Consider the following 25,900-nt stretch of genomic DNA (forward strand, 5'->3'; position numbering starts at 1 on the left):
TATTAAATAGAAAAGTAAAGAACTTGTTATTTTACTAGAATAAGAGTAGACTTTGAAGTAGATGAATAAGAAACACATGGGAGTTTGTGGATACAAACTGAGAGTATGACTAGTCCGTCATTGACCATTTGAACCTGTTGGATAATGCCAGCGTAGGGAGAGTGTAAAAGCACATGTTCAGGCACTTTGCGTACGCGCGAAGTGTCTTTTTGTGTATCTCCCATCATTATAGTTAGGAGATGAAAAGGATGAATATGAAAGAAATTAGTAAAGTAGTGGATTTGGTGAGAGAATCTAATCCGCTTGTTCATAATATTACAAATGTTGTTGTAACAAATTTTACTGCTAACGGTTTGTTGGCACTTGGGGCATCGCCTGTAATGGCGTATGCAAAAGAAGAAGTAGCAGAAATGGCTAGCATTGCTGGAGCGTTAGTATTAAATATGGGGACACTTCGTCCTGAAGAAGTAGAAGCGATGTTACTCGCAGGTAAATCAGCAAATGCGAACAATGTGCCAGTACTATTTGATCCAGTTGGTGCAGGAGCAACTTCGTATCGAACAGAAGTTGCGAGACATATTCCGGCTGAAATCGATTTAGCAATTATCCGCGGAAATGCAGCTGAAATAGCAAATGTTATTAATGAGAAATGGGAAATTAAAGGGGTAGACGCTGGTACTGGACATGGCAATGTTGTAAGTATTGCAAGGCAGGCAGCAGACGAATTAAATACAGTTGCGGTTATTACTGGAAAAGAAGATGTTGTTACAGATGGAGAGAGAACTATTGTTATTCGAAACGGTCACCCTATTTTAACGAAAGTTACGGGAACAGGTTGTTTACTAACTTCGGTAATAGGAGCATTTGTAGCAGTAGAAAAAGATTATGTAAAAGCAGCAGTAGCTGCATTAACATTTTATGGAGTAGCAGCGGAACTAGCAGCGGCTAAAACGGTAGAAAAAGGACCTGGTAGTTTCCAAATTGAATTTTTAAATCAGTTAGCGAATACTACTTCTGATGATATTGAGAAGTATGGGAAGATTGAGGAGTTAAAGTAAGGGGGAGGAAACACACGATGCGCATTGAAACAAAGAAAATGTCTAAGTTATTACAGGTGTATTTTATTATGGGAAGTAATAATTGCGCGAAGGATCCTTTATCTGTATTGAAAGAAGCATTAGATGGTGGAGTGACACTTTTTCAATTTCGTGAAAAGGGAGAAGGGGCTTTAATTGGAGAAGAAAGAGTGCGTTTTGCAAAAGAATTGCAGGCGCTTTGTAAGGAATATAGTGTTCCTTTCATTGTAAATGATGATGTAGAATTAGCCATTGAATTAGATGCAGATGGTGTTCATGTAGGACAAGATGATGAAGGAATTACATCTGTTCGTGAAAAAATGGGAGATAAAATTATCGGCGTATCTGCTCATACAATTGAAGAAGCACGCTTTGCAATCGAAAACGGAGCAGATTATTTAGGTGTTGGACCTATTTTCCCAACGAGTACGAAAAAAGATACGAAAGCGGTTCAAGGAACGAAAGGATTAGCTTATTTTAGAGAACAAGGAATTACAGTGCCAATCGTTGGTATTGGTGGGATTACAATTGAAAATACAGTGGCAGTTATAGAAGCGGGTGCGGACGGTGTTTCAGTTATTTCAGCAATTAGCTTAGCTGAATCTGCGTATGAAAGTACGAGAAAATTAGCTGAAGAAGTAAAGAGAAGTTTGTAGGGAAGGACGTGTAGTATTTTAAGTGCTACATGGAGAAATAGACTGCCCCAAAATTTAAACAAATATTTGATTAAAAAAGCACAAACCTTTTTAAATAAAGGTTTGTGCTTTTTCTTTAAAACATAATTGAAATTAAGAGCATTCCAATTCCGATAGAAGTAAATGTTGCAATTAGGCCCGGAATCATAAAACTATGATTTAATACGTATTTACCGATACCTGTTGTACCAGTGCGGTCGAAGTTAATGGCAGCAACGATTGTTCCATAGTTTGGAATGAAGAAGTATCCGTTCACTGCAGGGAACATAGCAATCAGTAATGCTGGCGGAATACCAAGAGATAGTCCAAGTGGCATTAAGGCACGAACTGTTGCTGCTTGGCTGTACAGTAAAATAGATAGAATGAATAATGCGATAGCAAATAGCCATGGTGCACTTGTTACTAAATGCTGAATGGATCCTTGAATCATATTTAAGTTTCCGTTAAAGAAAGTATCTCCCATCCAAGCGATACCGAAAATAGCAACAACTGCTGTTGCTCCTGCTTTAAAGACGTTACCAGATACAATGCTTTCTACATTTGGTTTACAGAAAATAATAATAAGGGCCGCGATAGTTAACATAACCATCTCAATTGTGTTCGGCATGGAAAGACGAGCTAACTTCCCATCAACTATCCATCCTGGACGAAGTGCTTCAAATGAACCAAGAAGTACAACAAGGAAGGTTCCTACAAGGAAAAGGATAACTGATAATTTGGCGCCCTTTACACCTACAAATTCTTTTTTCTCTTCAAGTTTAGGAATCATTCCTTCGTTTAATCGTTTTAAGTATTCAGGGTCTTCATTTAATTCTTTTCCCATCTTACTAGCAACAAATGCTGCTAACATACAAGCAATGAAAGTAGAAGGAATACTCACTTTTAAAATATCTAATAAAGTGATTTTATAGTCAGCTAACATTGCTAAAAGAGCAACTGTGGCAGCTGAAATTGGACTAGCTGTAATTGCTTGTTGAGAAGCGATTACGGCAATCGACATTGGGCGTTCCGGTCTAATCCCTGATTCACGAGAGACTTCTGCAATAACAGGAAGTACAGAATAGGCAACGTGACCAGTACCTGCACATAGTGTGAATAAATAAGTAACAATTGGAGCAAAAAAAGTAATACGCTTTGGATTTTTTCGTAATGCTTTTTCAGCTAGATGAACAAGATAGTCCATTCCTCCAGCAGCTTGCAAAGCACCAGCAGCTGTAATTACTGCCAAAATCATAAGCATTACATCGATAGGAGGCGCGGTAGGTTGTAAGTGGAAGACAAAAACGAGTATTGCCATACCAACTCCACCCATTACTCCTAAACCAACTCCGCCTAGGCGTGCACCAATAAAAATACAGAGTAACAAGGTAAGAAATTGTAGCCAAAACATGATAAACTACCTCCGAAATTCATTAGTTAAGATATATTCGAATAGTTTAATTTGAATGAAAATTAAATAAATACCCGAAGAAATCCTTGTTATTAATACATTTTTTATTATATAACACAAAAAAAGTAACATTCACGTACTTTTTGAAATTATTTTGAAAAAACAATGCGTTAAAAATTTGTATTTATATCTCTAAATAAGTAGACATTTTGATTTATATGTTGTAATCTTTGAAAGAGAATAAATTAATTCTCATAGAACTCCCATATCGTTCAACTCGTTCAGCGAGAAAGGCAAACTGATGGAAACATGAGGACGCAAAACTACAGGAGCTAAGGTCGAAAGGCTATGCTAGCCAGTTACCGGACGGATAGGGTTGGTCTTTGCCAATGCTTTTACATTGGCTTTTTTTTATTCTCGAACATATTGAGAAACATTTTTAAACAAAATATTCATATATTTTGTTTTTTTTGTTTATGTTAGTTAAGGAAGGTGGATATTAATGAAAAAATATTGGCATAAGTTATCGTTCCTTCAAAAGAACGTCTTATTAACCGTACTAGTTATTTTGACGCTTGTTGGAAGTATGGGTGCGTTAAGTTTCAACATGTTTCAAAATAGTATGATGTCTTTATTTGAAAGGCAGTCTATTGAAACAGGAGAAATAGTATTAAAAAAATTGGATTTAGAGTTAGTTAGAGACATGGCGAAAGATCCTACAGCCGAAAAAGTGAAAAAAGAAAAGTTAACAGAGAAATTAGATGAAGTTTCAAAAGAATTGAAAAGTGTTGGACAAACGTATGTTACAGGAGCAAAGCCGAATGAAAAGCGAGAATTAAAACTCGTTGGTTTGACTACAGAGTTAACAAATGCATTCCCTATAAAGACGGGAGATTATTATGAACAACCCGCTCATTGGATGAAGGCATACGATAAAGTGATTGATACGAAAAAGGCACAAATGACAGAAGTATATGAAGATGAAATAGGTTCGTGGGTGACAATATTAGAACCAATTACGGATGGAGAAAACAATATTGTTGCAATTATTGCGGCTGACCTAGATGCTTCCATTGTTCCTATTACAAAAGAGAAGTTTATGATACAGGGCTTACTCTTTATCATTATTTCATTAGCAATTGCGACTATTACTCAATTCTTTATCGTGCGTCACTCGCTAGCTCCATTAAAAGATTTACGAGAAGGGTTACGTAAAATTGGTGAAGGAGACTTAAGTATTAAATTAAAAGAAAGACCAGATGATATTGGAATTATTAATGTTTATTTCAATAACACGATTGAAAAATTTAAAGGGATTATAGATAAAGTAAGGCAAACTGCTGAGCAAGTTTCTTCTTCTTCGCAAGAGTTGTCAGCGAGTACAGAGGAAAATAGCATGGCAGTTCAAGAGATTGCAAGTTCTATTGAAGGTTTAAGAGTAGGGGCACAGTCTCAAAAAACGTCAGTACAACAATGTTTAGGAATTGTACATGGAATGGAAGATAAGGTAGAAGAGATAACTGGGGCTGCAAAACAAGTTGCAGTTGCTTCTGAAGGTATGGAGCAACATTCAATTGAAGGTAATGAAGTGATTGGACAAATTATTAATCAAATGAGTTTAATCCAAAATGCAGTACAAGATTTATCTTCCATCATTTATTCGTTAGAAACAAGGTCAAAAGAAATTAGTGATATCGTAACTGTAATTACAGGTATTTCAAATCAAACAAATCTATTAGCTTTAAATGCTTCTATTGAGGCTTCACGTGCTGGAGCAGCTGGAAGAGGGTTTGCGGTTGTTGCTGATGAAGTACGAAAATTAGCAGAACAAACTGAAGCGTCTGCAAAAGATATAGCGAAATTAATTGGTGAAACACAAGCTGAGACAGAAGATGCTGTAGTTTCCATGCAAAAAGGTTCAAAAGAAGTAGAAACTGGAATTTCACTTGTTCAAAGTAGTGGAGATTTCTTTGAAAAAATTTCAAAATCAGCGCAATCTGTTACAGATCAAGTAAAAGCTGTTTCTGGTAATTCGAGTGACATTTTACAAAATAGCCAAAATATTGTTCAAGTTGTAAATGAATTATCGCATATTGCAAATACTTATGCCAACAGCAGTAGTAATGTTGAAGAAAGCATGAAAGAGCAAGAAATATCAGTACAAGATATTGCAGAATTAGCGACTTCTTTAAGTTGGCTTTCTCAGGAATTACAAGAGCTAATTGGTGAGTTTAAAAGTGAATAAGAAGAAAGATCAATTCTAATCAAAGGGGGATCCCCCTTTGATTATGAATTGAACGAATCTGCCCGTTAATAAGGGATGAAAAAGGTGTGAATTTTCACACCTTTATTATATTTGAGAGAGGAATTTACATAAATATGAAATTAGCGATTTCTTATAATGAGATGGTAAAAGAATTTTTAGGAAAAGTAGAAGGAAATATTACAATACCTAAAGATGTGCAAGGAAAAGAAATTAGAATGAAAAGAAAAACGGAACTGTTTCTAAATTTGACTCATATTGTAGATTTAATAGGAGCGACTGCAACGTGGTTATATCATATTTCTAAAGAAAAACATATTGTCGTGTTTTATCATATAAGAGGAAGTTTATTTCCGATTACTATTGAAGTTTCTAATTTTCTTTCCTATGAAAGTTTGAATCTACAGATTGAAGAGCAACTGGAACAAATTAAAGAAATAAATGCGGAAGAAATAGAAGAGTTTCAAAATGGTAAGAAATTATATGAAATGTCACCTATTATTATTGGTGAAACATATTATGAGCTACAAGATGCGAATACATTACAATTTGTATTTAGTAAAAATATGCAAAGTGTAGAAATAATATTTAATAGTGTTAATTGGAAAGAGACAACGATTACTCGTTATGCACAACAAATACAAGGTGTTTTAATTGATAAATCACAAAATAATAATAAACGCATAAAACATTTTAATATTATTACAGAGGCCGAGATGGCACTTTATAGTCAAGTGAATGATACGACAGCGGTATATCCTGAGAAAAGTATCGTCGATATGTTCTATAATACTGTTACTCAATTTCCAAATCGTATAGCTTTATCTTCAAGGGAAGGTACTTTAACTTATGAGGAGTTAAATAAAAAAAGTAATCAAATAGCTCATATGTTAATTAAAAACGGCGTGCGATTAGGAGACTATGTTGGAATATTTATGAAACGTAGCATAGACACAGTAGTAAGTATGGTAGCTATATTAAAAGCTGGTGCAGCGTATGTTCCAATTGATCCAGATTATCCCGAAAGTAGAATACAGTACATTATTCAAGATAGCCAAGCGAAAGTTATATTGATGAAAGAGACGCCTATAACATGTGATGGAGTTCAAACTGTTTCAATTTATGATAGTGAAACTTGTGAAGATATAGATGTAAAGTTGTCTATTCATTGTGATGATGTAGCTTATATGATTTATACATCTGGTTCAACAGGGAATCCAAAGGGAACGATGTTAGCACATAGAGGCGTTGTTAATCTGTATACTTGGATGAAAAAGCAATATGAATTGACAGAAGAGGATGTATTTGCCCAATTTCCTTCCTTTAGTTTCGATGCCTCTGTATGGGAGTCATTTGCTTCTTTATTCTGTGGAGGAAACTTGTATGTATTATTAGAGGAAGAGCGATTGTCTGTAGAAGCATTTGCACATGCAATCTATAAAGTGAAAGCAACTTCGATCTTGGCATTAGCAACAATTTTTGTTCGACAAGTAGCAACGTATTTAGCAGAAGAAGATATATATAAGCTAGCTTCCCTAAAAAGAATTGCGATTGGCGGTGAAATGTTGCCTGTAGAGGTTATTAAATTGTGGAGAGAAAGAATAGGTACAAATGTTGAAATTCATAATGTATACGGACCGACAGAATGTACTGTAGTGACGACAACCTATAAAATACCTAGTCAGTTAAATGAGGATGTTGCGAGTATTCCCATTGGTAAACCATGTGCTAATTATCAAGTTATGATTTTGGATGAGAATATGAATCTTTGTCCAATTGGTGTACCTGGTGAATTATATATAGATTCAGTAGGATTAGCAAAAGGGTATTTTAATAAACCTAATAAAACAATTGAAGCTTTTATTCCGAACCCTTTTAATCCTATAGTTAATATATATAAAACAGGTGATATCGTTAAGTTGCTAGAGGATGGAAATATAGAGTTTTTACATCGGAAAGATGATCAAGTAAAAATTAGAGGACATCGTATTGAACTAGGAGAAATCCAAAGTAAAATTTCTCAAAATCATAATATAAAAGAAAATGCTGTTTTTGCTAAGAAGAGTAAGGAAGGTAGCCAATATTTAATCGCGTTCTATACAACTTTAAATAAAAAAGAAATACCAGAATTAGTTTATCAGTTACAAGAGCAGTTACCAGATTATATGGTGCCATCTAAACTAATTTATATTAATGAATTACCACTTACACCTAATAAAAAGATTGATGTTAAAAAGTTAGCCCAGTTAGAAGAAAAGTATGAACCGCTTCGTCTACAAGAATATGTTGCACCTTCTAATAAAGCAGAGAAGCAAATAGCGAATGCTTGGGCGGAAGTATTAGGAATTTCAAAAATTGGAGTGCATGATGATTTCTTTACAATTGGTGGACACTCATTGAAAGTATTACGAGTATTAACATTGTTAAAAGAAGACTTCTCGCATTTAACAATTCAAGATTTCTTTAAAGAAAGAACGATATATGGATTAGCTCGAATTGAGCGAGAAGTAAAAGTAGAGAAAGAAGAAGTATTTCGGGAATATAAAGTAATTCACGAACCAGATACTATTACGTATGCAAACGTTTTTGAAGAAAAACAGATTTCAAATGTCTTTTTAACAGGAGCTACTGGTTATTTAGGATCACACATATTATATGAATTGCTAAGAGATACATCTGCTACTATTTATTGTTTAGTAAGACCAACCAAAGATGTGCAGCAAAGAATTATAGATACATTAACAGGCTATTTTAATGATATATGTGAAGAATGGTTACAGCGTATACAGGCCGTAGCTGGCGATCTAGGAGAAGAGTATCTTGGGATGAGCGAAGAAGAATTTATGTTCATCAGTTCTAAGATGGATACGATAATTCATTGCGGTGCAGATGTAAGACATTTTGGAGATGTAAAACAATTTGAAAATATAAATGTACAAGGGACTAGCCGTATGCTAGCATTAGCGGAAAAAGGCGCTACATTTCATTTTATTTCTACAATTGGTATCCCGTTAGAATTAGCGGTAGATCAATGGGATACATACATGAAAACTGGTGATTTTAATTACAGTGTAGACTTAGAGAATGTATATTCAAATAGTAAACTACAAGCGGAAAACATTGTTCGTGAAGCAATGAAAAATGGTTTGCGTGGAAATATTTATCGTGCAGGTAATTTAGCATGTCATTCAGAAACAGGTTCGTTCCAACAAAATATTGAAGGAAACGCATTTTATCGTCTTATTAAAACAATGCTATTAATTGGGAAAGCACCAAATGTGAAGTGGAAAGTTGATTTCACACCAATTGATTTTGCTAGTAAATCAATTGTATCGTATTTACAAGATGCGCAAATTGTAGGAGAGACGTTACATATTTGTCATCCACATCAAATTGAGTTTGAACAATTTATACAGCTAATTGGAGAGTGTGGATACAATCTTGAAATGGTTCCACTTTCAGAATATGAAAATGCCGGACTGGAATTAGCAAAGGGAAATGAAGTAATAGCAGAGTTAATTGCTTCTCAAGTTGCAGGAGATGGAGCACAGCAATCTGAAATTGTAATGGGTACACGTAGAACGAATGAATGGATTAAGAAAAAAGAATTGAAAGTACCAGCAATTAATAAAGAATTTATACAGCAGTTATTAGCTTATGGTGAAAAAGTTGGATATTTTCCAAAAATAATGAAATGATTATGCATGCTTTTGTTTGTTCAATAAAATAAATCATGCTACAATGAAAACGAATTAAGGACCGGGGAGCCAATTGGCTGAGAGGATGTAAGTAAACATCGACCCTCAACCTGATCTGGATAATGCCAGCGTAGGGAGTTACTTAAAGTGATGTAGCATATGTTATTCTATAATAACTTGCATAAAAGGCTTTCCTACGCAGTAGGAAAGCCTTTTCTTATTTTTGAAATTTAATTTTATAAGGGGGATTTTATTATGTCACAACAAGTTACAATGTCATTTTCAGTAGTACCACAAGCGAAAACGAAAGATGTATATTCTGTTGTCGATAAAGCAATTGAAGTTGTGCAACAATCGGGAGTTCGTTATGAAGTAGGGGCAATGGAAACAACTTTGGAAGGAGAATTAGATGTACTTCTTGATGTCGTTAAACGTGCACAACAAGCTTGCGTCGATGCTGGAGCAGAAGAAGTGATTACTTCTATTAAAATCCATTATCGTCCAAGCACTGGTGTAACGATAGATGAAAAGGTTTGGAAGTACCGTGATGAATATGCAAAACCAGAAGCAATCTAAACTTATTACAACTATTTGGCTTATCCTTCTCATTGCGATATGGGAAGGATCTGTTTCATTATTTAAAATCGAACCGTGGATTTTACCAAAGCCTTCTGCCATTGTTCAAGAATTAATTGGGATGAAAGATTTACTATTACCAAATACGATGCAAACACTGCAGGAAGTTATAATTGGACTATTCTTTGCAATTTTATTGGGGACGAGCATCGCAATTATTATGGACGTTATACCGTTATTTCGTATTTTAATAAATCCATTGCTCGTTATTTCGCAAACAATTCCAATTGTTGTACTTGCACCACTATTTATTATTTGGTTTGGATATGGGATGTTGCCGAAAGTAATGGTCGTAATACTCGTTTGTTTCTTCCCAATTGCGCTTAGTATTTTAGAAGGTTTTCAAACAGTAGATAAAAATATGCTGAAACTGTTACAAACAATGAAGGCGACGAAATGGCAAGTTTACCAGAAAGTAAAATTTCCAGCAGTGCTTCCATACTTTTTCTCAGGCTTAAAAATTGCAGTTACATATAGCGTAATGGGGGCAATTATCGGAGAATGGCTCGGTGCAAGTGAAGGATTAGGCGTTATGCTTACGAGGGCTACAAAATCTTTTTTGACTGCCCGAGTATTTGGTGTTGCAGCAATCATCGTTATGGTGACATTGTGTCTGTATTTTATCGTAGAGTTTATGGCAAGAATAACAGCACCATGGATATATAGAAAGGACGGCAGAAAATGAAAAAAGGTTTGAAAGTTATGTTAGCTGCCTTAGTAGCGGTAGGCGTGGCTGGATGTAATCCGGCGAAGAAAGAAGAAAGTAAAAGTAAAGATCAAAAAGTAAAAGTAGTATTAGATTGGTTTCCAAATACGAATCATACTGGCTTATATGTAGCACAAACGAAAGATTATTACAAAAAGCAAGGATTAGATGTAGAAATTATTCAACCGGGTGACAATGTAACAGCAGAGCAAATGATAGCATCAGGAAAAGCTGACTTCGCAATAAGCGCACAAGAAAATGTAACGTTGGCTCGTGTGGAAGGGATTCCTGTTGTATCTGTCGGAGCGATTATTCAGCATAACACTTCAGCATTTGCATCACTTAAGAAAGATAATATGACGTCACCGAAAGATTTTGAAGGTAAACGTTACGGCGGCTGGGGAGGACCAGCAGAAGAAGCGACATTAAAGACGATTATGGATAAGCATCAAGCTGATTTTAATAAAGTTGAAAAAATCATCTTAGGACAAACCGATTTCTTTAAATCAATCGGCCGTGATGCAGACTTTGAATGGATTTATTACGGATGGGATGGAATTGAAGCGAAGCGCCAAGGAAAAGAGTTAAATACGATTATGGTAAAAGACTTAGACCCAGCGCTTGATTTCTATAGTCCTGTTATTATTACGAGTGAAAAACATACGAAGCAAGATAAAGACTTTGTGAAAAAGTTTATGAGTGCAACAACAGAAGGTTATAATTTTGCAATTAAGGAACCGAAAGAAGCTGCTGATATTTTAATTAAAGCTGTTCCAGATGTAAATAAAGATTTAGTTCAAGAAAGCCAAAAATGGTTAAGTACGAAGTATCAAGATGATGCTAAAGCATGGGGAGTACAGAAGGAAGAAATTTGGACGAATTACATGAATTTCTTATATGACAACAAAGTTATTAAAAAGAAAATCGATGTAAAAGATGCTTTTACAAATGAATTCCTTCCAAGTGAAAAATGAGCGGATTACAAATAAAAAATATAGTGAAATCTTTCGATGGAAAGAATGTACTAGAGAAGATTAGTGCCTCTATACAAGAGGGAGAGTTTGTCTCCTTTGTAGGCCCGAGTGGTTGCGGGAAAAGCACATTATTAAACATGATTGCAAATGTTGAAAAACCAACAAGCGGGAACGTAACGTATAACGATAAGCAAGTACAAGAGCAAGATGTTGTTAGTTATATGCCACAACAAGATTTATTACTACCGTGGCGATCAGCTTTGCAAAATATCGTTCTTCCGTTAGAAATTGAAGGAAAGCCGAAAAAACAAAGACTGACAGAAGGAATGGAAGCATTAAAGCAGTTCGAACTAGATGAATATGCAGACCATTATCCAGATGAATTGTCTGGTGGTATGCGTCAAAGAATTAGTTTTCTGCGCACCTATTTATGTGAAAAGCCAATTATGCTGCTTGATGAGCCTTTTGGAAAGTTAGATGCATTTACAAAAATGGAAGTACATAGCTGGCTTTTAAACTCTTGGCATCAAGAGAAGCAAACAATCGTTATGGTGACACATGACTTAGATGAAGCAATCTTGCTGTCTGACCGTGTATTTATTTTATCTCAAAGACCAGCGTCAATAGTTGGCGAGGTACAAGTGAAATTACCTAGGCCGAGAACGATGGATATGTTAACATCACTCGAATTAAAAAAGGATAAAGAAGAGATTTTAAGTGTGTTAGCTCCTTATATGAAAAAATAGAAAAAGCTGATGTTTTAATTTTAGACGAACCGACTAATCATTTGGATGTAGAAACTAAGATGGCTTTACAGGAAGCGTTACAACAATACAAAGGAACGGTTTTAATTGTCTCACATGAACCTTCTTTCTATGAATCGTGGATAACAAAAGTATGGAATATAGAAGATTGGAATGCTGAACAATATGAATAAAGAAAAGGCATTAGCTTTTATGGGCTAATGCCTTTTCTTTGTGATTAACATGATTTTCGAGAACTCTTACATGAGAATTGTATGAAGAAGCACTCTTATGGTGCGCTTATAAGCGTGCTTTTTCTTTTGTTATATTTATAATAATACGAAAGCCTTTCCCTAACAGGTGACTATCTTTCTTTATATATATAGATAGTTCAAAATGGAATAAAAATAATTCCTATATGTAAAGGATAATATGGATATTATAGGAAGACAATAGAAATTAAAGGGAATTCATTTAAAATTCAAATGAACTTCATATAAACTTCATATAGAAACTAAATATAATTATAATAGTTTATTTTATTTTTTGATTTTTCATAAAATTAAAAGTTTGAATTTAGGAGGTATTGCTCAAACCTAAATTCAAACTTTAGTGAAAGAATTAATGGATATTACGTCTAGTTTTCGCTAATTACGGCATTTAAAAGTTCGGCAGGATTACCCGTTCCTGCACCGCCAATTGTAATAGATCCACTAGGAGGAATTTCGCCATTCCATCCTGCGTTCGTAATTACATAATGGTTATTTGTTTTACTACTAATTTTAGAATCCCAAACTTGTGTTAAATTGCCGCTATAATCAAATTCTAATTTCCAATTTTTAATAGGGGTCGTTCCATTATTTTTGATTATAATCGAGAAGTTATAACCGCTGCCCCAATTCGAAGTGACTGAAAATGTAGCAGTGCCATTTCCATCAGGAGGTGTCGTATTAGCTTCATCCGTTTTGACAGTAAGAGCGGTAGGTTGTGATTTATTTCCAGCAGCATCTTTGGCAATTACTGAAAATGTGTATTCTGTATTAGGTTTTAAGTTTTTAATTGTAATGCTATTTGTTGTTGTACTCCATTTCTCTTCTCCAGCAGTAATTTCATATTCCGTAACTCCTACGTTATCAGTAGATGCAGTCCAGTTTAATTGAACTGAATTTGAATTTTTATTCGTAACTACAATGTTTTTAACATTCGTTGGTGGCTCAGTATCTTTTTGACTAATAGGTCCACCAAGTAATTCTTTTACTAGCGTATCAAGTAATTTTGGACCACTGCAACTATATTTTGGACTTGTACGGCAATCTCCGCTTAGTTCCCAAAACATTGCTCCACTTAAACCTTTCGTCTTTATATAGTCTGTTTTGTATTTCATAGATTCATTGTCATCGTAGCTAATAAATGTGCCTGTAGTTGCATTATATAAATAAGGTACTTTAGCTGTGTCATTCCAGTAGCGTACAAAACCATTTTTATTAACGTAATTGGCTGCTAAATCACCGTAATCATACACACCCGTGTCACCGGTAGAATAATCATCCCAAGTACCTTTAGAAGCAAGTTTCCCATCACTACCTGGTTTGCAAGGTTGATATTGTCCGTTATTTTCCTTGCCACAACTTTTCCAGCCACGTCCGTAAAAGGGTACGCCTAATACTAGTTTATCGACTGGAACACCTTCATTTGTATAAACATTTATAGCACCATCTACGTAAAAATTCGTATTTGCTGCTGGGTCATTTGGATCCTTATATAGAGCTGCATTATGATTAGAAGTAGCTTCCCATCCGCCGTGGAAATCATATGTCATAATATTAATCCAATCGAGTATTTGAGAAATTTTCTTTAGCTCTGTATGATCAGCGTAGCGTTGGCTTGCGCCTGAAGCGATTGTTAGTAAATATTGTTTGCCATCTTCAGCACCTGCTTTATTCAAAGCATTTCGGACGTCTTGAAGAAGGAGAGTGAAATTTTGTTTATCTGCAGGACGATAACTACCACCAGGAATCGTTTCAACGCCCGGATATTCCCAGTCTAAATCTACGCCATCAAACCCATATGCGCGAAGAAAAGCTACTGTAGAGTCAGCAAATACTTTTCTTGTTTTTTCATCAGCGGCCATATCAGAAAAGCGGTTAGACCAAGTCCAGCCACCAACGGAAATAATTGTTTTTAAGTGAGGATATTTAGCTTTTAATCGTTTTAGTTCACCGAAATTTCCGCAACGGGCATATTTATCGCAATCTTCCCAAGTTGTCCCTGAGCCAGGATACGATTTGGTAACATCAGCCCATGGTTCCCCGAGTACGAGAGTACCATTAGGAACCTCTTTATTTTGCAATGGTACACCAGATTCTTTACAGTTCCACGTTTGTTTATTTGGATTATCAGGATGAGTAGAAGGGTTTCCATGTTTTCCATTCCAACAAATATCCGCGAAAGCATAGTTAAGGTGAGTAAGTTTTGATGCATCAATGTCAGCAACTTGATAATTACGTCCGTAACCCCCCCACGAAGGAAAGTACCCAACAATTTTTTGACTTTGCTTTGGTGAATCTGCTAATGCGAGATTTGGAGTAATAAAATTTGTGAGAAAAAGAGGTAAGAAAAGTAGTATGGATAGTAATAGCAGTGTGAATTTTTGAGACCTCATAGCCATTTCTCCTTTCAAAATAAAAGATATATTTAAAGGCATACGCCAATAAATCAAAATGAATCTAGACGTGTGAAACGTCTAGATAAAATGATCAGACATCACGAAGTCTATACAAGGGAGCTGGGGGTGATTAAATCGTAACAAATGTAAGATTTAGTGTAAACGCTTTATTAAGTTGAAAAAGACTTTCTCAATACAAAAAGGCTTGAATACAAACTATATATGAAAACGAAAAATCGGTATGGGAGGAAAAAGCTCATTATAAATAAATTTGAGAAAAAATTGTATAGAGCCAATTATTAAAGACGTAGAAAGATAAGGAAATATCATGTAAAATAATAGTAAAAATATGTAAAGGAGGGAATAGTGTGGATGTGTTTTTGAACATTGCTGAAGAAAAAATTCGACAAGCAATACGGAATGGTGATCTTGATTATCTTCCGGGAAAAGGAAAACCACTACAATTAGAAGATCTTTCAATGGTACCTCCAGAACTTAGAATGAGTTATAAAATTTTAAAAAATGCGGGAATGATTCCACCAGAAATGGAACTACAAAAAGATATATTAAAAATAGAGGATCTAATTGCTTGCTGTTATGATGAAGAAGAGAGAAAGAAATTACGAGAAGAGTTAACAGCAAAAACTCTGCGTTTTCAGCAGGCAATGGAAAAGAGAAAGATTAAAGATAGTTCAGCTTTTCGTATGTATTAAGACAAAGTATTTCGTAAATTACGCTGAGAGGGATAAGATGAATACATTTAAAACGATAGAAGAATTAGCGACCTATATCAAAGAACAACAATTGGTACTTCTGTTTATTAAAACGGAAAATTGTGGTGTTTGTGATGTTATGCTAAGAAAAGTAAATTGCGTATTAGAGAATTATGATTACGTAGAGAAAATAGAGATATTACTACAAGATATGCAAGAGATTGCGGGGCGATATGGAGTATTTACAGGGCCAACAATTTTATTATTTCATAATGGAAAAGAAATTCTTCGTGAATCACGCTTCATTTCACTTGAAAATCTAGAAAGAACCATTCAATTATTCGAGGAATAAGGGAGGCTTTTATATGGAATTTATTATTGTCATACTATTATTTGTTGTAGTTGGAATAATCGTAACAGCAGTTCGATCGAACAAAAAGAAGGTAAATCTTACAAAACAAAATAACATTCATAATTCATCTAACAGCTCATCACCATTATTTTTCTTTGCTGGATCTGATAATGATAGCTCGCATGATGGCGGCTCACATGATTGTGGAGGGTCTTTTGGGGGAGATAGCGGAGGAAGCTGCGGTGGCGGTGGTGATTGATGAAAATGCGCCTTATATAGGCGTATTTCTTTTTAAACAAACGTTTGATTAGTCGGCTTACATATGCATAAACACAGTTAAACAAACGTTTGATTAATATTTTTAACATACTAAGGGGAATGGAAATGAAAAGGGAACCGAAAGTGAAAAATAAGGGGAAAGTAGTGTTATTTTTATTAGCTGCGGGAGGCGTATTTCTTGTTAAATTAGCATTTAAATTTGGAACCATACATATGATTCGAACTTGGTTTGAAAGTACGTTTTCTTAAATAAGGAATATAGCCTCTTGCGATAGAGGTTTTTGATTTGTTATTATTAGACTGAACGGTCGGTTTAAAGAGGTGTGAATATGAGAAGAAGCGCAGAAGAGATAAAGAAAGAAATTGCATATAAAGCAGAAAGTCTATTTTCACAGAAGGGCTACGCAGCTACATCTATGGAAGAGATTTGTGAAATTACAGAGCGAAGTAAAGGAAGTATTTATTATCACTTTAAAAGTAAAGAAGAATTATTTTTATTTGTAGTGAAACAGCATACGTATGATTGGATTGAAAAATGGAATGAAAAAGAGAAGTTGTATAGCACTAGTACTGAAAAACTATATGGTCTCGCGGAATATCATGTAGAGGACATACAGCAACCAATTTCAAATGCAATAGAGGAATTCTCTATGAGCCAAGTTGTAAGTAAAGAGATTCTGGATGAACTGTTAGCTTTAACTAGAGAATCATATGTTATGTTTGAGAAATTAATTGAAGTAGGTATACAGTCTGGAGAGTTCCGTGAAGATAATACTCGTGATCTTATGTATATTGTGAACGGATTATTATCAGGACTTGGAGTGCTTTACTACGAATTAGATTATAAAGAGCTGAAACGTATTTATAAAAAGGCAATAGATGTATTGTTAAAAGGAATGGCAGCTGAATAATAGGTCAGTTGCTTTTCTTACAAAATAAATTAGACCGAACGGTCGGTTTGTGAAAGGGGAATGAAAATGAACGCTTTATTTAAAAACCGAGCATTTATGCTCGTTATGGCGTCTGATATTTTACAACAATTTGCAATTTGGATCAGAAATATGGCTCTTTTGTATTTTATAATGGAGCGAACGAATAATGATCCAGTTTCTGTTTCGTTGTTATCAGTTATGGAATATGCACCTATTTTTATTTTCTCGTTTATCGGTGGTGCGCTAGCTGATCGCTGGAATCCGAAAAGAACAATGGTCGCTGGAGATGTATTAAGTGTACTGTCTATTATAGGAATTGTCTTGTTGTTAAAAATGGATTATTGGCAGGCTATATTTTTTGCAACACTCATTTCCGCGATTGTAGGTCAGTTTTCTCAGCCCTCATCTTCGCGTATATTTAAGCGCTATGTAAAAGAAGAAGAGGTAGCAAATGCGATTGCATTTAACCAAACATTACAGTCATTATTTCTGATTTTTGGACCAGTGGTAGGATCGCTTGTGTATACACAACTTGGTTTATTTACGTCACTATATAGCTTAATCATTTTATTTTTGTTATCTGCTATCGCCCTTTCATTCTTACCAAAATGGGTTGAAAAAGAGCAAGTGGCGAGAGATTCATTAAAAAATGATATAAAAGAAGGTTGGAAGTATGTTCTTCATACGAAAAATTTACGTATGATTACGATCACTTTCACCATTATAGGCTTAGCTGTTGGATTAACAACTCCATTAGAGGTATTTCTTGTAATAGAGCGCCTTGGAATGGAAAAGGAAGCAGTTCAATATTTAGCTGCAGCTGATGGAATAGGTATGTTAATTGGTGGTATTGTTGCTGCAATTTTTGCTTCAAAAGTGAATCCGAAAAAGATGTTTGTATTCGGTATGGGCATATTAGCAATGTCATTTTTAGTAGAAGGGCTATCTACATCATTTTGGATTACTAGTTTCATGAGGTTTGGAACAGGTATTTGTTTAGCTTGTGTTAATATTGTTGTCGGTACGCTTATGATTCAACTTGTACCAGAAAATATGGTTGGAAGAGTAAATGGGACGATTTTACCACTGTTTATGGGGGCAATGCTAATTGGAACTTCACTAGCTGGAGGATTAAAGGAACTAACTTCATTAGTTACTGTGTTTTGTATAGCAATGGCACTTATTTTATTAGCAATAGGGCCAGTTCTACGTATGCAAATAAAAAAAGAAGATGTTGCTAATAAAGAGGCACTAACAAATTCGTTAGCTTCGAAATAACTATTGTAAGGGAGCAATATTGCTCCCTTTTTCTTTGAGGAACTTTTGACAACTATATGAGCCAATTATATACTGATGTTGTAAAAACGATTTTACAGGTTAGGAGCAATGGTGTGAAAAATCAAATCTATGAATTACGCACTGAAAATAATATTTCACAAGGCGCATTAGCTGATAAATGTAAGGTTTCTAGACAAACGATAAATGCAATTGAGAATAATAAATATGATCCAAGTTTAGCGTTAGCATTCCGTTTAGCTGAAGTATTAGGAACAACTGTTGATAAATTATTTTTGTACAAGCAGTAGAGTCGTTCATTATAAGGCGCACCTTTAAAAATAAAAAAGATTCTCTTCTTATGAGAAGAGGATCTTTTCTTATAGCGTTTTAGTCTTTTGACTAGGTGGTGTAACGGATGTGTTATTTTCTGGAACTCTAGTTAGTAAGAATCCTCCTATAATAAACAGAACAATAATACTAAGAACACCAGCGTTTGTTTTTCCTGTTAATTGCGTTGTAACACCGACTAATACCGGACCCATAATTGCGGCAAACTTCCCAAATATATTATAAAATCCGAAGAATTCATTAGCAGATTCTTTTGGTACTAGTTTTGCAAAGTATGAACGACTTAGTGCTTGAATACCACCTTGAGATGTAGCAACTAACATTGCTAAAATCCAGAAATCAAGTGTCGTTTTTAAGAAATAAGCATATATGCAAATGATGATATAAATAATGATACCGACATATAGCATTTTTTTACCTGTGAATGTTGCTGATAATTTTCCGTATAATAAAGCAAATGGACAAGCGACAATTTGTGTTACAAATAATATGATTAATAGATTAGTTGCACTAATACCGAGATCGGTTCCGTAAGCGGTAGACATAGTAATAATTGTATCGACTCCGTCAATATAGAAAAAGTAAGCGATTAGAAACATAAATACAGTTTTATATTCTTTAATATTTTTAAAAGTAGCAGCAAGGCGTTTGAAGCTCATTGTAATTGGTCTAGGGTGACGTTCAATATAGTGCATTTGCTCTACGTTTTTTAGCATTGGAATTGTAAATAACCCCCACCAAAGAGCTGTTATCGCAAATGAAATTTGACTAGCAATACCAACAGATAAAGGGATAGTTCCTTTTTGAGAAAGAATAATAAGAGCGATACAACCGATAAAAGGAATTGTACTCCCGATATAACCTAATGCAAATCCTCTTGTAGAAATTCGGTCCATTCTATCTTCAGAAGTGACATCTACTAAAAATGCATCATAAAAAATGTTTGCTCCAGCAAAACCGACTAAGGCGAGCATATAGCATCCTAATAATAAGTACCATTGAGATGTTGGAACGACTGCTAACATACTTGTAAATACGATACCGAGTCCAAAGAAGAATGTGAAAAATCGTTTTTTAAATCCTTTATAATCAGCAACTGTGCCGAGAATAGGAGCAAGTATAGAAATTAAAAGTGTTGCGAACGAGTTTGCATATCCCCAATATGCTGTTGAAGTTGCCCCGGATAGTCCAGCTTCTTTTGCAGCTGCTTTAAAGTAAATTGGAAATAATGCAGTTGTAATGACGAGCGAATATACCGAGTTCGCCCAATCGTATAATATCCAGCTTTTTTCTTGTCTGGACATTTTTTTCATATAATGTTCCCCCTTAAATTTGTGTTACTAACAGTGTACAAAAATAAAAATTATAAAAAGAGAAGCAGTGATGAATTTTACATAACTTTTACATATATACACAGTTCTTTACAATTGGAGTAAATCCTCTACAATTGCTCCGTCTGTTTCACCTAAGTGTAAACCGAGTAGTCTAGCGATAGTTGGACCTTCATCAATAAGTCTCATATACGGGACGGTAACGCCACTTTTTATTCCTTTCCCAGCAGCGATAAAAATTGTTTCATAGTTAGGTTTTGTTGGAGAGTATCCATGCGTACCAAATGTATATTTTTTACTAGGCGTAACATCTTTTTCAGTAATTTCTTTTATAAAATCTCCTGTATAGTTTTCAGTGAAATAATACCCTTCTCGTGCTTCTAACATGAATAAACAATTACCGTCTGCACCGCAGTCTTTGGCAGCTTCATCATGAAGTATAAATTCAATTCCGTTTTGTTTATTTTGAAGTAGTTCTTCAAGGAGTAGTTGTACCTCCCGAATTGTATCCGTATCATTTTTGTCCTTTACATATACATAGGCAGAGCCGTCGCAACTTTGGCAATAGGCTTTCCAGTCTACTAATTTTCCTTTTTTATTAAGAGATATAAGTCCTCTTTGATGGAATAGCACATTTAATTGGATGGATTTGTTTTCACTTAAAGCGCTATGATCACCAAGGGCAATAATTGTACTTTCTTCGTATAGGTCACTTTCTTTTAGTGCTTGAATAATTTTCCCTAGACGTCCGTCGTGCCTCTGGATAGCAGCTATTGTTTCGTTAGATTCAAAGCCGTGATAGTGTCTTTGTGTGTCTAGATCGGTGAAATGTACGAACATGACATTAGGCTTTTTCGTCTGGATTGTATGCACAGCAGAGGCGAGGACGAAATCATCCAGCTCTGGTTGTGATAAACCATTTCTTATATGGCCGAAACGACGATTTAAATCTAATTGATATAGTGGGCTACCGCTAAATAAGGAAACTAACACTTGATTTTGCCAAGGTCTATTTGGAAAAATTTCTGGTAAATTGTAATCGATGTTCGCTCTTCCAGTAACAGGCCATAGAAGGGCAGCTGTCGTTAAATTTGCTTTGCGCGCTTCATCATACAATGTTGTTCCTTTTATTGATTTTCGATACCAATGCCAATCAGGTGATTCACGCCCTGGTTGAAGTAACGTATTGCTAACAACACCGTGCTTGTTAGGGTAATTACCAGTTACGATTGTTGAGTGGCTTGGATATGTTACAGAAGGATAAATTGGTTCTACTTTTTCGACAATCGTGCCCTTTTTTATTAGAGATTGGAAATGAGGTAGTTTTTGTAGTATAGGAAAATCTAAAGCTGATAAACAGTCGAATGATAAAATAATGACGTGGTTTGTTAATGCTTTATCCATAAAGTTCCCTCCTGATTATATAAAACCTATTATTATATATTACTATTAATACCTAGTAATAAAAATATGTTTTTAGGTGAAAATTTATTATTTATTTTCAGAAAAATCAAACATATAATTAAGTATAAGGGAATCTATGGAAGGAGGAAACACTATGGATTGGTTAGATGGATTTGGTATCTTTTACATCATTGGCGGAATCACAATTATCCTTGTATTTGCTATTTCATATTTACTAAAGAAACGGTTTCCAGACAAACAGTTTGATATTATATTTGCACTTAGTTTAATACTTCTTTGTTTAGCGTCCTTTCCTGTTACAATGATGGTCATTGGTGGGTGGGAAGGAATGGGATATGGATTTATTGGTTTCTTCGTCCTACTTGGTACACTTATCGGTATGATTGCACATCAACTTGTGAAAATTACGCGGAAAAGCTACGTATAAAACTGCAAAAAATGAAAAGAATATATAAAAATAAGAAAATTAGCTATTGTTTAAAAAAAGAATTTGTATTATGATAATCAACAAATTTATTTCGTTATAACGATGAAAAAGGATTAGTACATGTTCAACCTTTTTAGCAGAGAGAGAATCCGTCAGGCTGAAAGATTCTTAAAAAGGTAATATGGAACCTGCCTTTGAGTTCTGCATATGCAGCGGGAATTTCCCGTTATCAAAAAGAGAGCATGCGCAATTTTTGTGCATGAATCAGGGTGGTAACGCCGGCAAAGCTCGGTCCCTATTTAGGGATGCGGGCTTTTTTGTATTTTCTAGAAGGAGGAAGACTGACTATGGCAAAAGAACAAGTGCAAGCCATTACGAAGATGGAAGAGGACTTTGCGCAGTGGTATACCGATATTGTAAAAAAAGCCGAACTTGTTGATTATTCAAGTGTAAAAGGGTGCATGATTTTACGTCCGTATGGTTATGCCTTATGGGAGAATATGCAGAAGGTGATGGATGAGAAGTTAAAAGGAACTGGCCATGAAAATGTATATATGCCAATGTTTATCCCAGAGAGTTTATTGCAAAAAGAGAAGGATCATGTTGAAGGATTTGCTCCTGAAGTAGCATGGGTTACGCATGGTGGAGATGAAAAGTTAGCGGAAAGACTTTGTGTACGTCCTACATCTGAAACTTTATTCTGTGAGCACTTTTCAAAAATTGTGCAATCCTATAATGATTTGCCAAAGTTATATAATCAGTGGTGTTCAGTAGTTCGTTGGGAGAAGACAACTAGGCCGTTCCTTCGTACGACTGAATTTTTATGGCAAGAGGGTCATACAATCCATGAAACGGCAGAAGAATCGCAGGCTGAAACATTAAATATTTTAAACTTATATGCTTCTTTCTGTGAGGATTATTTAGCAATACCAGTTATTAAAGGACAAAAAACAGAAAAAGAGAAGTTTGCTGGAGCAAAGGCAACTTATACAATTGAAAGTTTAATGCATGATGGAAAAGCACTTCAAACAGGAACCTCTCATAACTTTGGGACGAATTTCTCAGAAGCATTTGATATTAAGTTTTTAGATCGTAACGGTAAGTGGCAATATGTGCACCAAACATCTTGGGGTGTATCAACAAGAATGATAGGCGGGCTAATAATGGTTCATAGTGATAATAATGGACTTGTAATGCCACCAAAAGTCGCTCCAGTGCAAGTTGTTATTGTACCAATTGCTCAGCATAAAGAAGGAGTTTTAGCAAAAGCAACAGAGTTACAAGCACATATTCAAAAGGTTGCACGAGTAAAAATAGATGCTAGTAATAAAACACCAGGCTGGAAATTTAATGAGTATGAAATGAAGGGGATTCCAATTCGATTAGAAGTTGGCCCTAAAGATATTGAAAAGAAACAAGTTGTACTTGTAAGAAGAGATACGAAGGAAAAAGAGTTTGTACCAATGGATCAATTAGAAGAACGTATTCCAGCATTACTTGAAGAAATTCATATTTCTTTATTTAATAAAGCAAAAGTATTTCGTGATGAAAATACGTATGTTGCGACAAATTTCGAAGAGATGAAAAAAATAGCTGACGAAAAACAAGGATTTATTAAGGCAATGTGGTGCGGAGAATTAACTTGTGAAGAGAAACTAAAAGAAGAAGTTGGAGTATCTTCACGTTGTATGCCTTTTGAGCAAGAGCATTTAGCTGAAGAATGTATTTGTTGTGGTAAAGACGCTAAACAAATGGTGTATTGGGGAAAAGCGTATTAATACTTTTTCTGATAGGTGATAAAATGGACTTTGGACTGCAGAATAAAATGCAATCCAAAGTCCTTTTTAGTTTTATACATTATTTCATGTGTTATTTAGATGGAAGGATGTTGTTCTTATTTTACGTTTTTACGGCGAATAAATAGTAACATACCGATTAGGAATGTTGAAAGTCCCATTAAAATAGATGTAGGATAATGTGTTGCTGTATTCGGTAATTTATCACCTTGTTTTTTCGTATTATCTTTTACATTACCACCTTGAGAACCGTTGCCACCCTGAGAATTACTATCGCCTTTAACACGGTTGCCACCTTGAGAGCCACTGCCATCAGAACCGCTACCACTAGAACCATTGTCACCAGAGCCATTGCCACCAGAACCATTGTCACCAGAGCCATTGCCACCAGAACCATTGTCACCAGAGCCATTGCCACCAGAGCTATTGCTACCAGAACCGTTGCCACCAGAGCTATTGCCACCAGAACCGTTGCCACCAGAGCTATTGCCACCAGAACCGTTGTCACCAGAGCCACTGCCACCAGAACCGTTACCACCAGAACCATTGCTACCAGAGCCACTGCCACCAGAACCACTGCCACCAGAGCCGTTACCACCAGAGCCGCTGCTATCAGAACCATTGCCGCCAGAGCCACTGCCGCCAGAACCGTTGTCACCAGAGTCATTGCCGCCAGAACCACTGCCACCAGAACTGTTACCACCAGAACCACTGCCACCAGAGCCGTTACCGCCGGAACCATTGTCGCTAGAGCTGTTGTCACCAGAACCATTGCCGCCAGAGCCACTATCGTCCTGAGAACCACCGTTTCCTGGTGGTTTATTATTATCTTTCGAGTTACCTTCTACTAAATGATCGTTATTTTGTACAATTGCGTTTGTTGCTGGAGAGAAGTTTTCTGTTGCTGCATTACCGATATTTAAACCGCTAAAAAAAGATAAAGAGAGTGTTGAGGCTAAAATGAAGATTTTCGTCATGGTTTTCCTCCTAAGAAATTAATATTCCATCTAAAATACATCCCTTTGTAATATTTCTTAGGAAAAAGAGTTTTATACAAAAAAAACTATATATAGAAAAAGGTGGAGTATTTCTAAAGAGAGAAAAGAGTTAGTGTAAATTTTTTATAATAAGTAGAGCGTGGGGAGTTTCAGACTCATTACAATAGAGGAAGTGACAGCAGATGAAAGAATATATTGCATTTGATGTTGGTGGTACACAAATTAAATATGGGATTGTTTCAGAAACAGGAACAGTACGAAAGCATCAAACAGTTCCAACAGAAATTCATTTAGGTGGAGAACAAATTATTCAAAAACTTATATATGTATCCAAAAAAATAATGAATGAACATACTATTGTAGGAATTGGTATTAGCACTGCGGGAATTGTTGATATTAACAAAGGAATTGTGACGGGAGGTGCGGATCATATTCCGGGATATAGTACTATTCCTATTATTGATAGATTGCAAGAGATATTAAAAGTTTCAGTATCGATTGACAATGATGTGAATTGTGCAGCGTTTGGAGAAAAATGGAATGGTAGTGGAAGAGAGAAAGAGAATTTTATTATGCTCACCCTCGGAACAGGGATTGGGGGAGCGATTTTTATAGATGGAGAATTGTACCGAGGAAATTCATTTAGTGCTGGTGAATGGGGGAATATGTTAATAGAAGGAAAAACGTTTGAAGAGGTTGCCTCGATTTCAGGATTAATTCGTCTTGTCAGAAAGTATAAAGGCAAAGGTGAGTGGAATGGGAGAACAATTTTTGAGTTGTATGATAAAGGAGATAGAGAAGTTGCTCAAGCAGTTGGGATTTTCTTTAGACATTTGGCAATCGGAATTAGTAATCTTGCTTATATTTTCAATCCAGAAACGATTATTATTGGTGGAGGAATTACCGATAGAGGAAATAAGTTTTTAAAAGAAGTAAAAGAAGAGGTCAGTAAATACTTAAATCAAGAGATTTATAATAATTGTGAGATTGAACTTGCACAAAACGGTAATTGTGCAGGAATGATTGGTGCTATTTACCACTTCTTACATCATCATAAGTAAATTATATGAATGTTTTCATATAACTGAGAATTTATCCTTTTTATCGCTAGGTAAATAATGCTACAATATAAGAGAAGAATACAATATTTTCCGATTTGGAAAATGCTTTGTAGA

Annotated in this window: 23 protein-coding genes, 1 pseudogene, 3 riboswitches and 1 other annotated feature; of the genes and pseudogenes, 19 read left to right on the plus strand and 5 right to left on the minus strand. The window is 35.3% G+C overall.

Annotated features, from left to right (window positions below; genetic code table 11):
• Positions 1-66: 66 nt before the first annotated feature.
• A riboswitch (TPP riboswitch) is annotated at positions 67-176 on the plus strand.
• A gap of 72 nt (positions 177-248) precedes the next feature.
• On the plus strand, positions 249-1,058 hold the full coding sequence (thiM, locus tag F3I02_RS18715; protein ID WP_001056091.1) for a hydroxyethylthiazole kinase: 810 nt from the start codon (positions 249-251) through the stop codon (positions 1,056-1,058).
• A 17-nt stretch (positions 1,059-1,075) separates the two neighbouring features.
• Entirely contained in the window at positions 1,076-1,732 is a 657-nt protein-coding gene (thiE, locus tag F3I02_RS18720; protein WP_001217745.1) for a thiamine phosphate synthase, read from the plus strand.
• Positions 1,733-1,847: 115 nt separating this feature from the next.
• Here the strand turns inward: thiE and F3I02_RS18725 are convergent, their stop codons facing one another.
• Positions 1,848-3,161: an anaerobic C4-dicarboxylate transporter family protein gene (locus F3I02_RS18725; RefSeq protein WP_000498707.1), complete on the minus strand. Its 1,314-nt coding sequence runs from the start codon at positions 3,159-3,161 to the stop codon at positions 1,848-1,850.
• Positions 3,162-3,443: 282 nt separating this feature from the next.
• Positions 3,444-3,528: riboswitch (cyclic di-GMP riboswitch) on the plus strand.
• A 135-nt stretch (positions 3,529-3,663) separates the two neighbouring features.
• On the opposite strand from F3I02_RS18725, the gene F3I02_RS18730 reads away from it, so the two are divergent.
• The 7 genes and pseudogenes from F3I02_RS18730 to F3I02_RS18760 form a co-directional block, all read left to right on the plus strand.
• Positions 3,664-5,406, plus strand: coding sequence for a methyl-accepting chemotaxis protein (locus tag F3I02_RS18730; protein ID WP_000761074.1), 1,743 nt, complete (start codon positions 3,664-3,666; stop codon positions 5,404-5,406).
• 134 nt (positions 5,407-5,540) lie between these two features.
• On the plus strand, positions 5,541-9,122 hold the full coding sequence (locus tag F3I02_RS18735) for a non-ribosomal peptide synthetase family protein (protein WP_196478294.1): 3,582 nt from the start codon (positions 5,541-5,543) through the stop codon (positions 9,120-9,122).
• 52 nt (positions 9,123-9,174) lie between these two features.
• Positions 9,175-9,276, plus strand: a riboswitch (TPP riboswitch).
• A 101-nt stretch (positions 9,277-9,377) separates the two neighbouring features.
• Complete coding sequence (locus F3I02_RS18740) at positions 9,378-9,698, plus strand: MTH1187 family thiamine-binding protein (RefSeq protein ID WP_000082906.1); 321 nt, start codon at positions 9,378-9,380, stop codon at positions 9,696-9,698.
• Positions 9,670-10,443 carry an ABC transporter permease gene (locus F3I02_RS18745; protein ID WP_001057166.1) on the plus strand — a complete coding sequence of 258 codons (774 nt, stop codon included), beginning with the start codon at positions 9,670-9,672 and terminating at the stop codon, positions 10,441-10,443. Before F3I02_RS18740 ends, F3I02_RS18745 begins: the two co-directional genes overlap by 29 nt.
• Positions 10,440-11,438, plus strand: coding sequence for an ABC transporter substrate-binding protein (locus F3I02_RS18750; protein WP_000715577.1), 999 nt, complete (start codon positions 10,440-10,442; stop codon positions 11,436-11,438). Before F3I02_RS18745 ends, F3I02_RS18750 begins: the two co-directional genes overlap by 4 nt.
• On the plus strand, positions 11,435-12,184 hold the full coding sequence (locus tag F3I02_RS18755) for an ABC transporter ATP-binding protein (RefSeq protein ID WP_000016076.1): 750 nt from the start codon (positions 11,435-11,437) through the stop codon (positions 12,182-12,184). The genes F3I02_RS18750 and F3I02_RS18755 overlap by 4 nt, the downstream gene beginning before the upstream one ends.
• Positions 12,181-12,375 (plus strand): annotated as a pseudogene (locus tag F3I02_RS18760) (P-loop NTPase family protein); the annotation flags it as partial. The gene F3I02_RS18755 and the pseudogene F3I02_RS18760, both read left to right, overlap by 4 nt.
• A 443-nt stretch (positions 12,376-12,818) precedes the next feature.
• Here F3I02_RS18760 and F3I02_RS18765 read toward each other — a convergent pair.
• On the minus strand, positions 12,819-14,843 hold the full coding sequence (locus tag F3I02_RS18765; protein ID WP_196478295.1) for a glycosyl hydrolase family 18 protein: 2,025 nt from the start codon (positions 14,841-14,843) through the stop codon (positions 12,819-12,821).
• Positions 14,844-15,214: 371 nt separating this feature from the next.
• Between F3I02_RS18765 and F3I02_RS18770 the strand changes: the two genes are divergently transcribed.
• The 7 genes from F3I02_RS18770 (at position 15,215) to F3I02_RS18800 (ending at position 18,708) form a co-directional block, all read left to right on the plus strand.
• The gene (locus F3I02_RS18770; RefSeq protein ID WP_000382373.1) at positions 15,215-15,559 is read left to right on the plus strand and encodes a DnaJ family domain-containing protein; all 345 of its coding nucleotides are present in this window, start codon (positions 15,215-15,217) and stop codon (positions 15,557-15,559) included.
• A gap of 37 nt (positions 15,560-15,596) precedes the next feature.
• Positions 15,597-15,911 carry a thioredoxin family protein gene (locus F3I02_RS18775; protein WP_001091339.1) on the plus strand — a complete coding sequence of 105 codons (315 nt, stop codon included), beginning with the start codon at positions 15,597-15,599 and terminating at the stop codon, positions 15,909-15,911.
• 13 nt (positions 15,912-15,924) lie between these two features.
• Entirely contained in the window at positions 15,925-16,170 is a 246-nt protein-coding gene (locus tag F3I02_RS18780; protein WP_000394364.1) for a hypothetical protein, read from the plus strand.
• Positions 16,171-16,295: 125 nt separating this feature from the next.
• Positions 16,296-16,439 (plus strand): hypothetical protein, encoded by a 144-nt coding sequence (locus tag F3I02_RS18785; protein WP_000817981.1) that lies wholly within the window; start codon positions 16,296-16,298, stop codon positions 16,437-16,439.
• Positions 16,440-16,519: 80 nt separating this feature from the next.
• The gene (locus F3I02_RS18790; protein WP_001254434.1) at positions 16,520-17,101 is read left to right on the plus strand and encodes a TetR/AcrR family transcriptional regulator; all 582 of its coding nucleotides are present in this window, start codon (positions 16,520-16,522) and stop codon (positions 17,099-17,101) included.
• Positions 17,102-17,167: 66 nt separating this feature from the next.
• Positions 17,168-18,400 carry an MFS transporter gene (locus tag F3I02_RS18795; RefSeq protein WP_000992571.1) on the plus strand — a complete coding sequence of 411 codons (1,233 nt, stop codon included), beginning with the start codon at positions 17,168-17,170 and terminating at the stop codon, positions 18,398-18,400.
• A gap of 56 nt (positions 18,401-18,456) precedes the next feature.
• Entirely contained in the window at positions 18,457-18,708 is a 252-nt protein-coding gene (locus tag F3I02_RS18800) for a helix-turn-helix transcriptional regulator (RefSeq protein WP_002023181.1), read from the plus strand.
• A gap of 69 nt (positions 18,709-18,777) precedes the next feature.
• Here F3I02_RS18800 and F3I02_RS18805 read toward each other — a convergent pair whose 3' ends face one another.
• Complete coding sequence (locus tag F3I02_RS18805) at positions 18,778-20,061, minus strand: MFS transporter (protein ID WP_196478296.1); 1,284 nt, start codon at positions 20,059-20,061, stop codon at positions 18,778-18,780.
• Positions 20,062-20,169: 108 nt separating this feature from the next.
• Positions 20,170-21,483, minus strand: coding sequence for an alkaline phosphatase family protein (locus tag F3I02_RS18810; protein WP_074593395.1), 1,314 nt, complete (start codon positions 21,481-21,483; stop codon positions 20,170-20,172).
• A gap of 154 nt (positions 21,484-21,637) precedes the next feature.
• Between F3I02_RS18810 and F3I02_RS18815 the strand changes: the two genes are divergently transcribed.
• Complete coding sequence (locus F3I02_RS18815; RefSeq protein WP_000383853.1) at positions 21,638-21,931, plus strand: YesK-like family protein; 294 nt, start codon at positions 21,638-21,640, stop codon at positions 21,929-21,931.
• 93 nt (positions 21,932-22,024) lie between these two features.
• Positions 22,025-22,231, plus strand: a binding site (T-box leader).
• Positions 22,232-22,278: 47 nt separating this feature from the next.
• A complete protein-coding gene (gene proS / locus F3I02_RS18820) occupies positions 22,279-23,709 on the plus strand; it encodes a proline--tRNA ligase (protein WP_001040993.1) in 1,431 nt (476 codons plus the stop codon).
• Between the two features lie 116 nt (positions 23,710-23,825).
• On the opposite strand, the gene F3I02_RS18825 is transcribed toward proS, so the two are convergent.
• Positions 23,826-24,704 (minus strand): LPXTG cell wall anchor domain-containing protein, encoded by an 879-nt coding sequence (locus F3I02_RS18825; RefSeq protein ID WP_196478297.1) that lies wholly within the window; start codon positions 24,702-24,704, stop codon positions 23,826-23,828.
• Positions 24,705-24,907: 203 nt separating this feature from the next.
• Between F3I02_RS18825 and F3I02_RS18830 the strand changes: the two genes are divergently transcribed.
• Positions 24,908-25,786, plus strand: a complete 879-nt coding sequence (locus tag F3I02_RS18830; RefSeq protein ID WP_000666141.1) for an ROK family protein — start codon at positions 24,908-24,910, stop codon at positions 25,784-25,786.
• Positions 25,787-25,900: the final 114 nt, after the last annotated feature.

The sequence above is a fragment of the Bacillus sp. SRB3LM genome (genome assembly GCF_015712745.1).
In the GTDB taxonomy this organism is placed as follows: Bacteria; Bacillota; Bacilli; order Bacillales; family Bacillaceae_G; genus Bacillus_A; species Bacillus_A thuringiensis_K.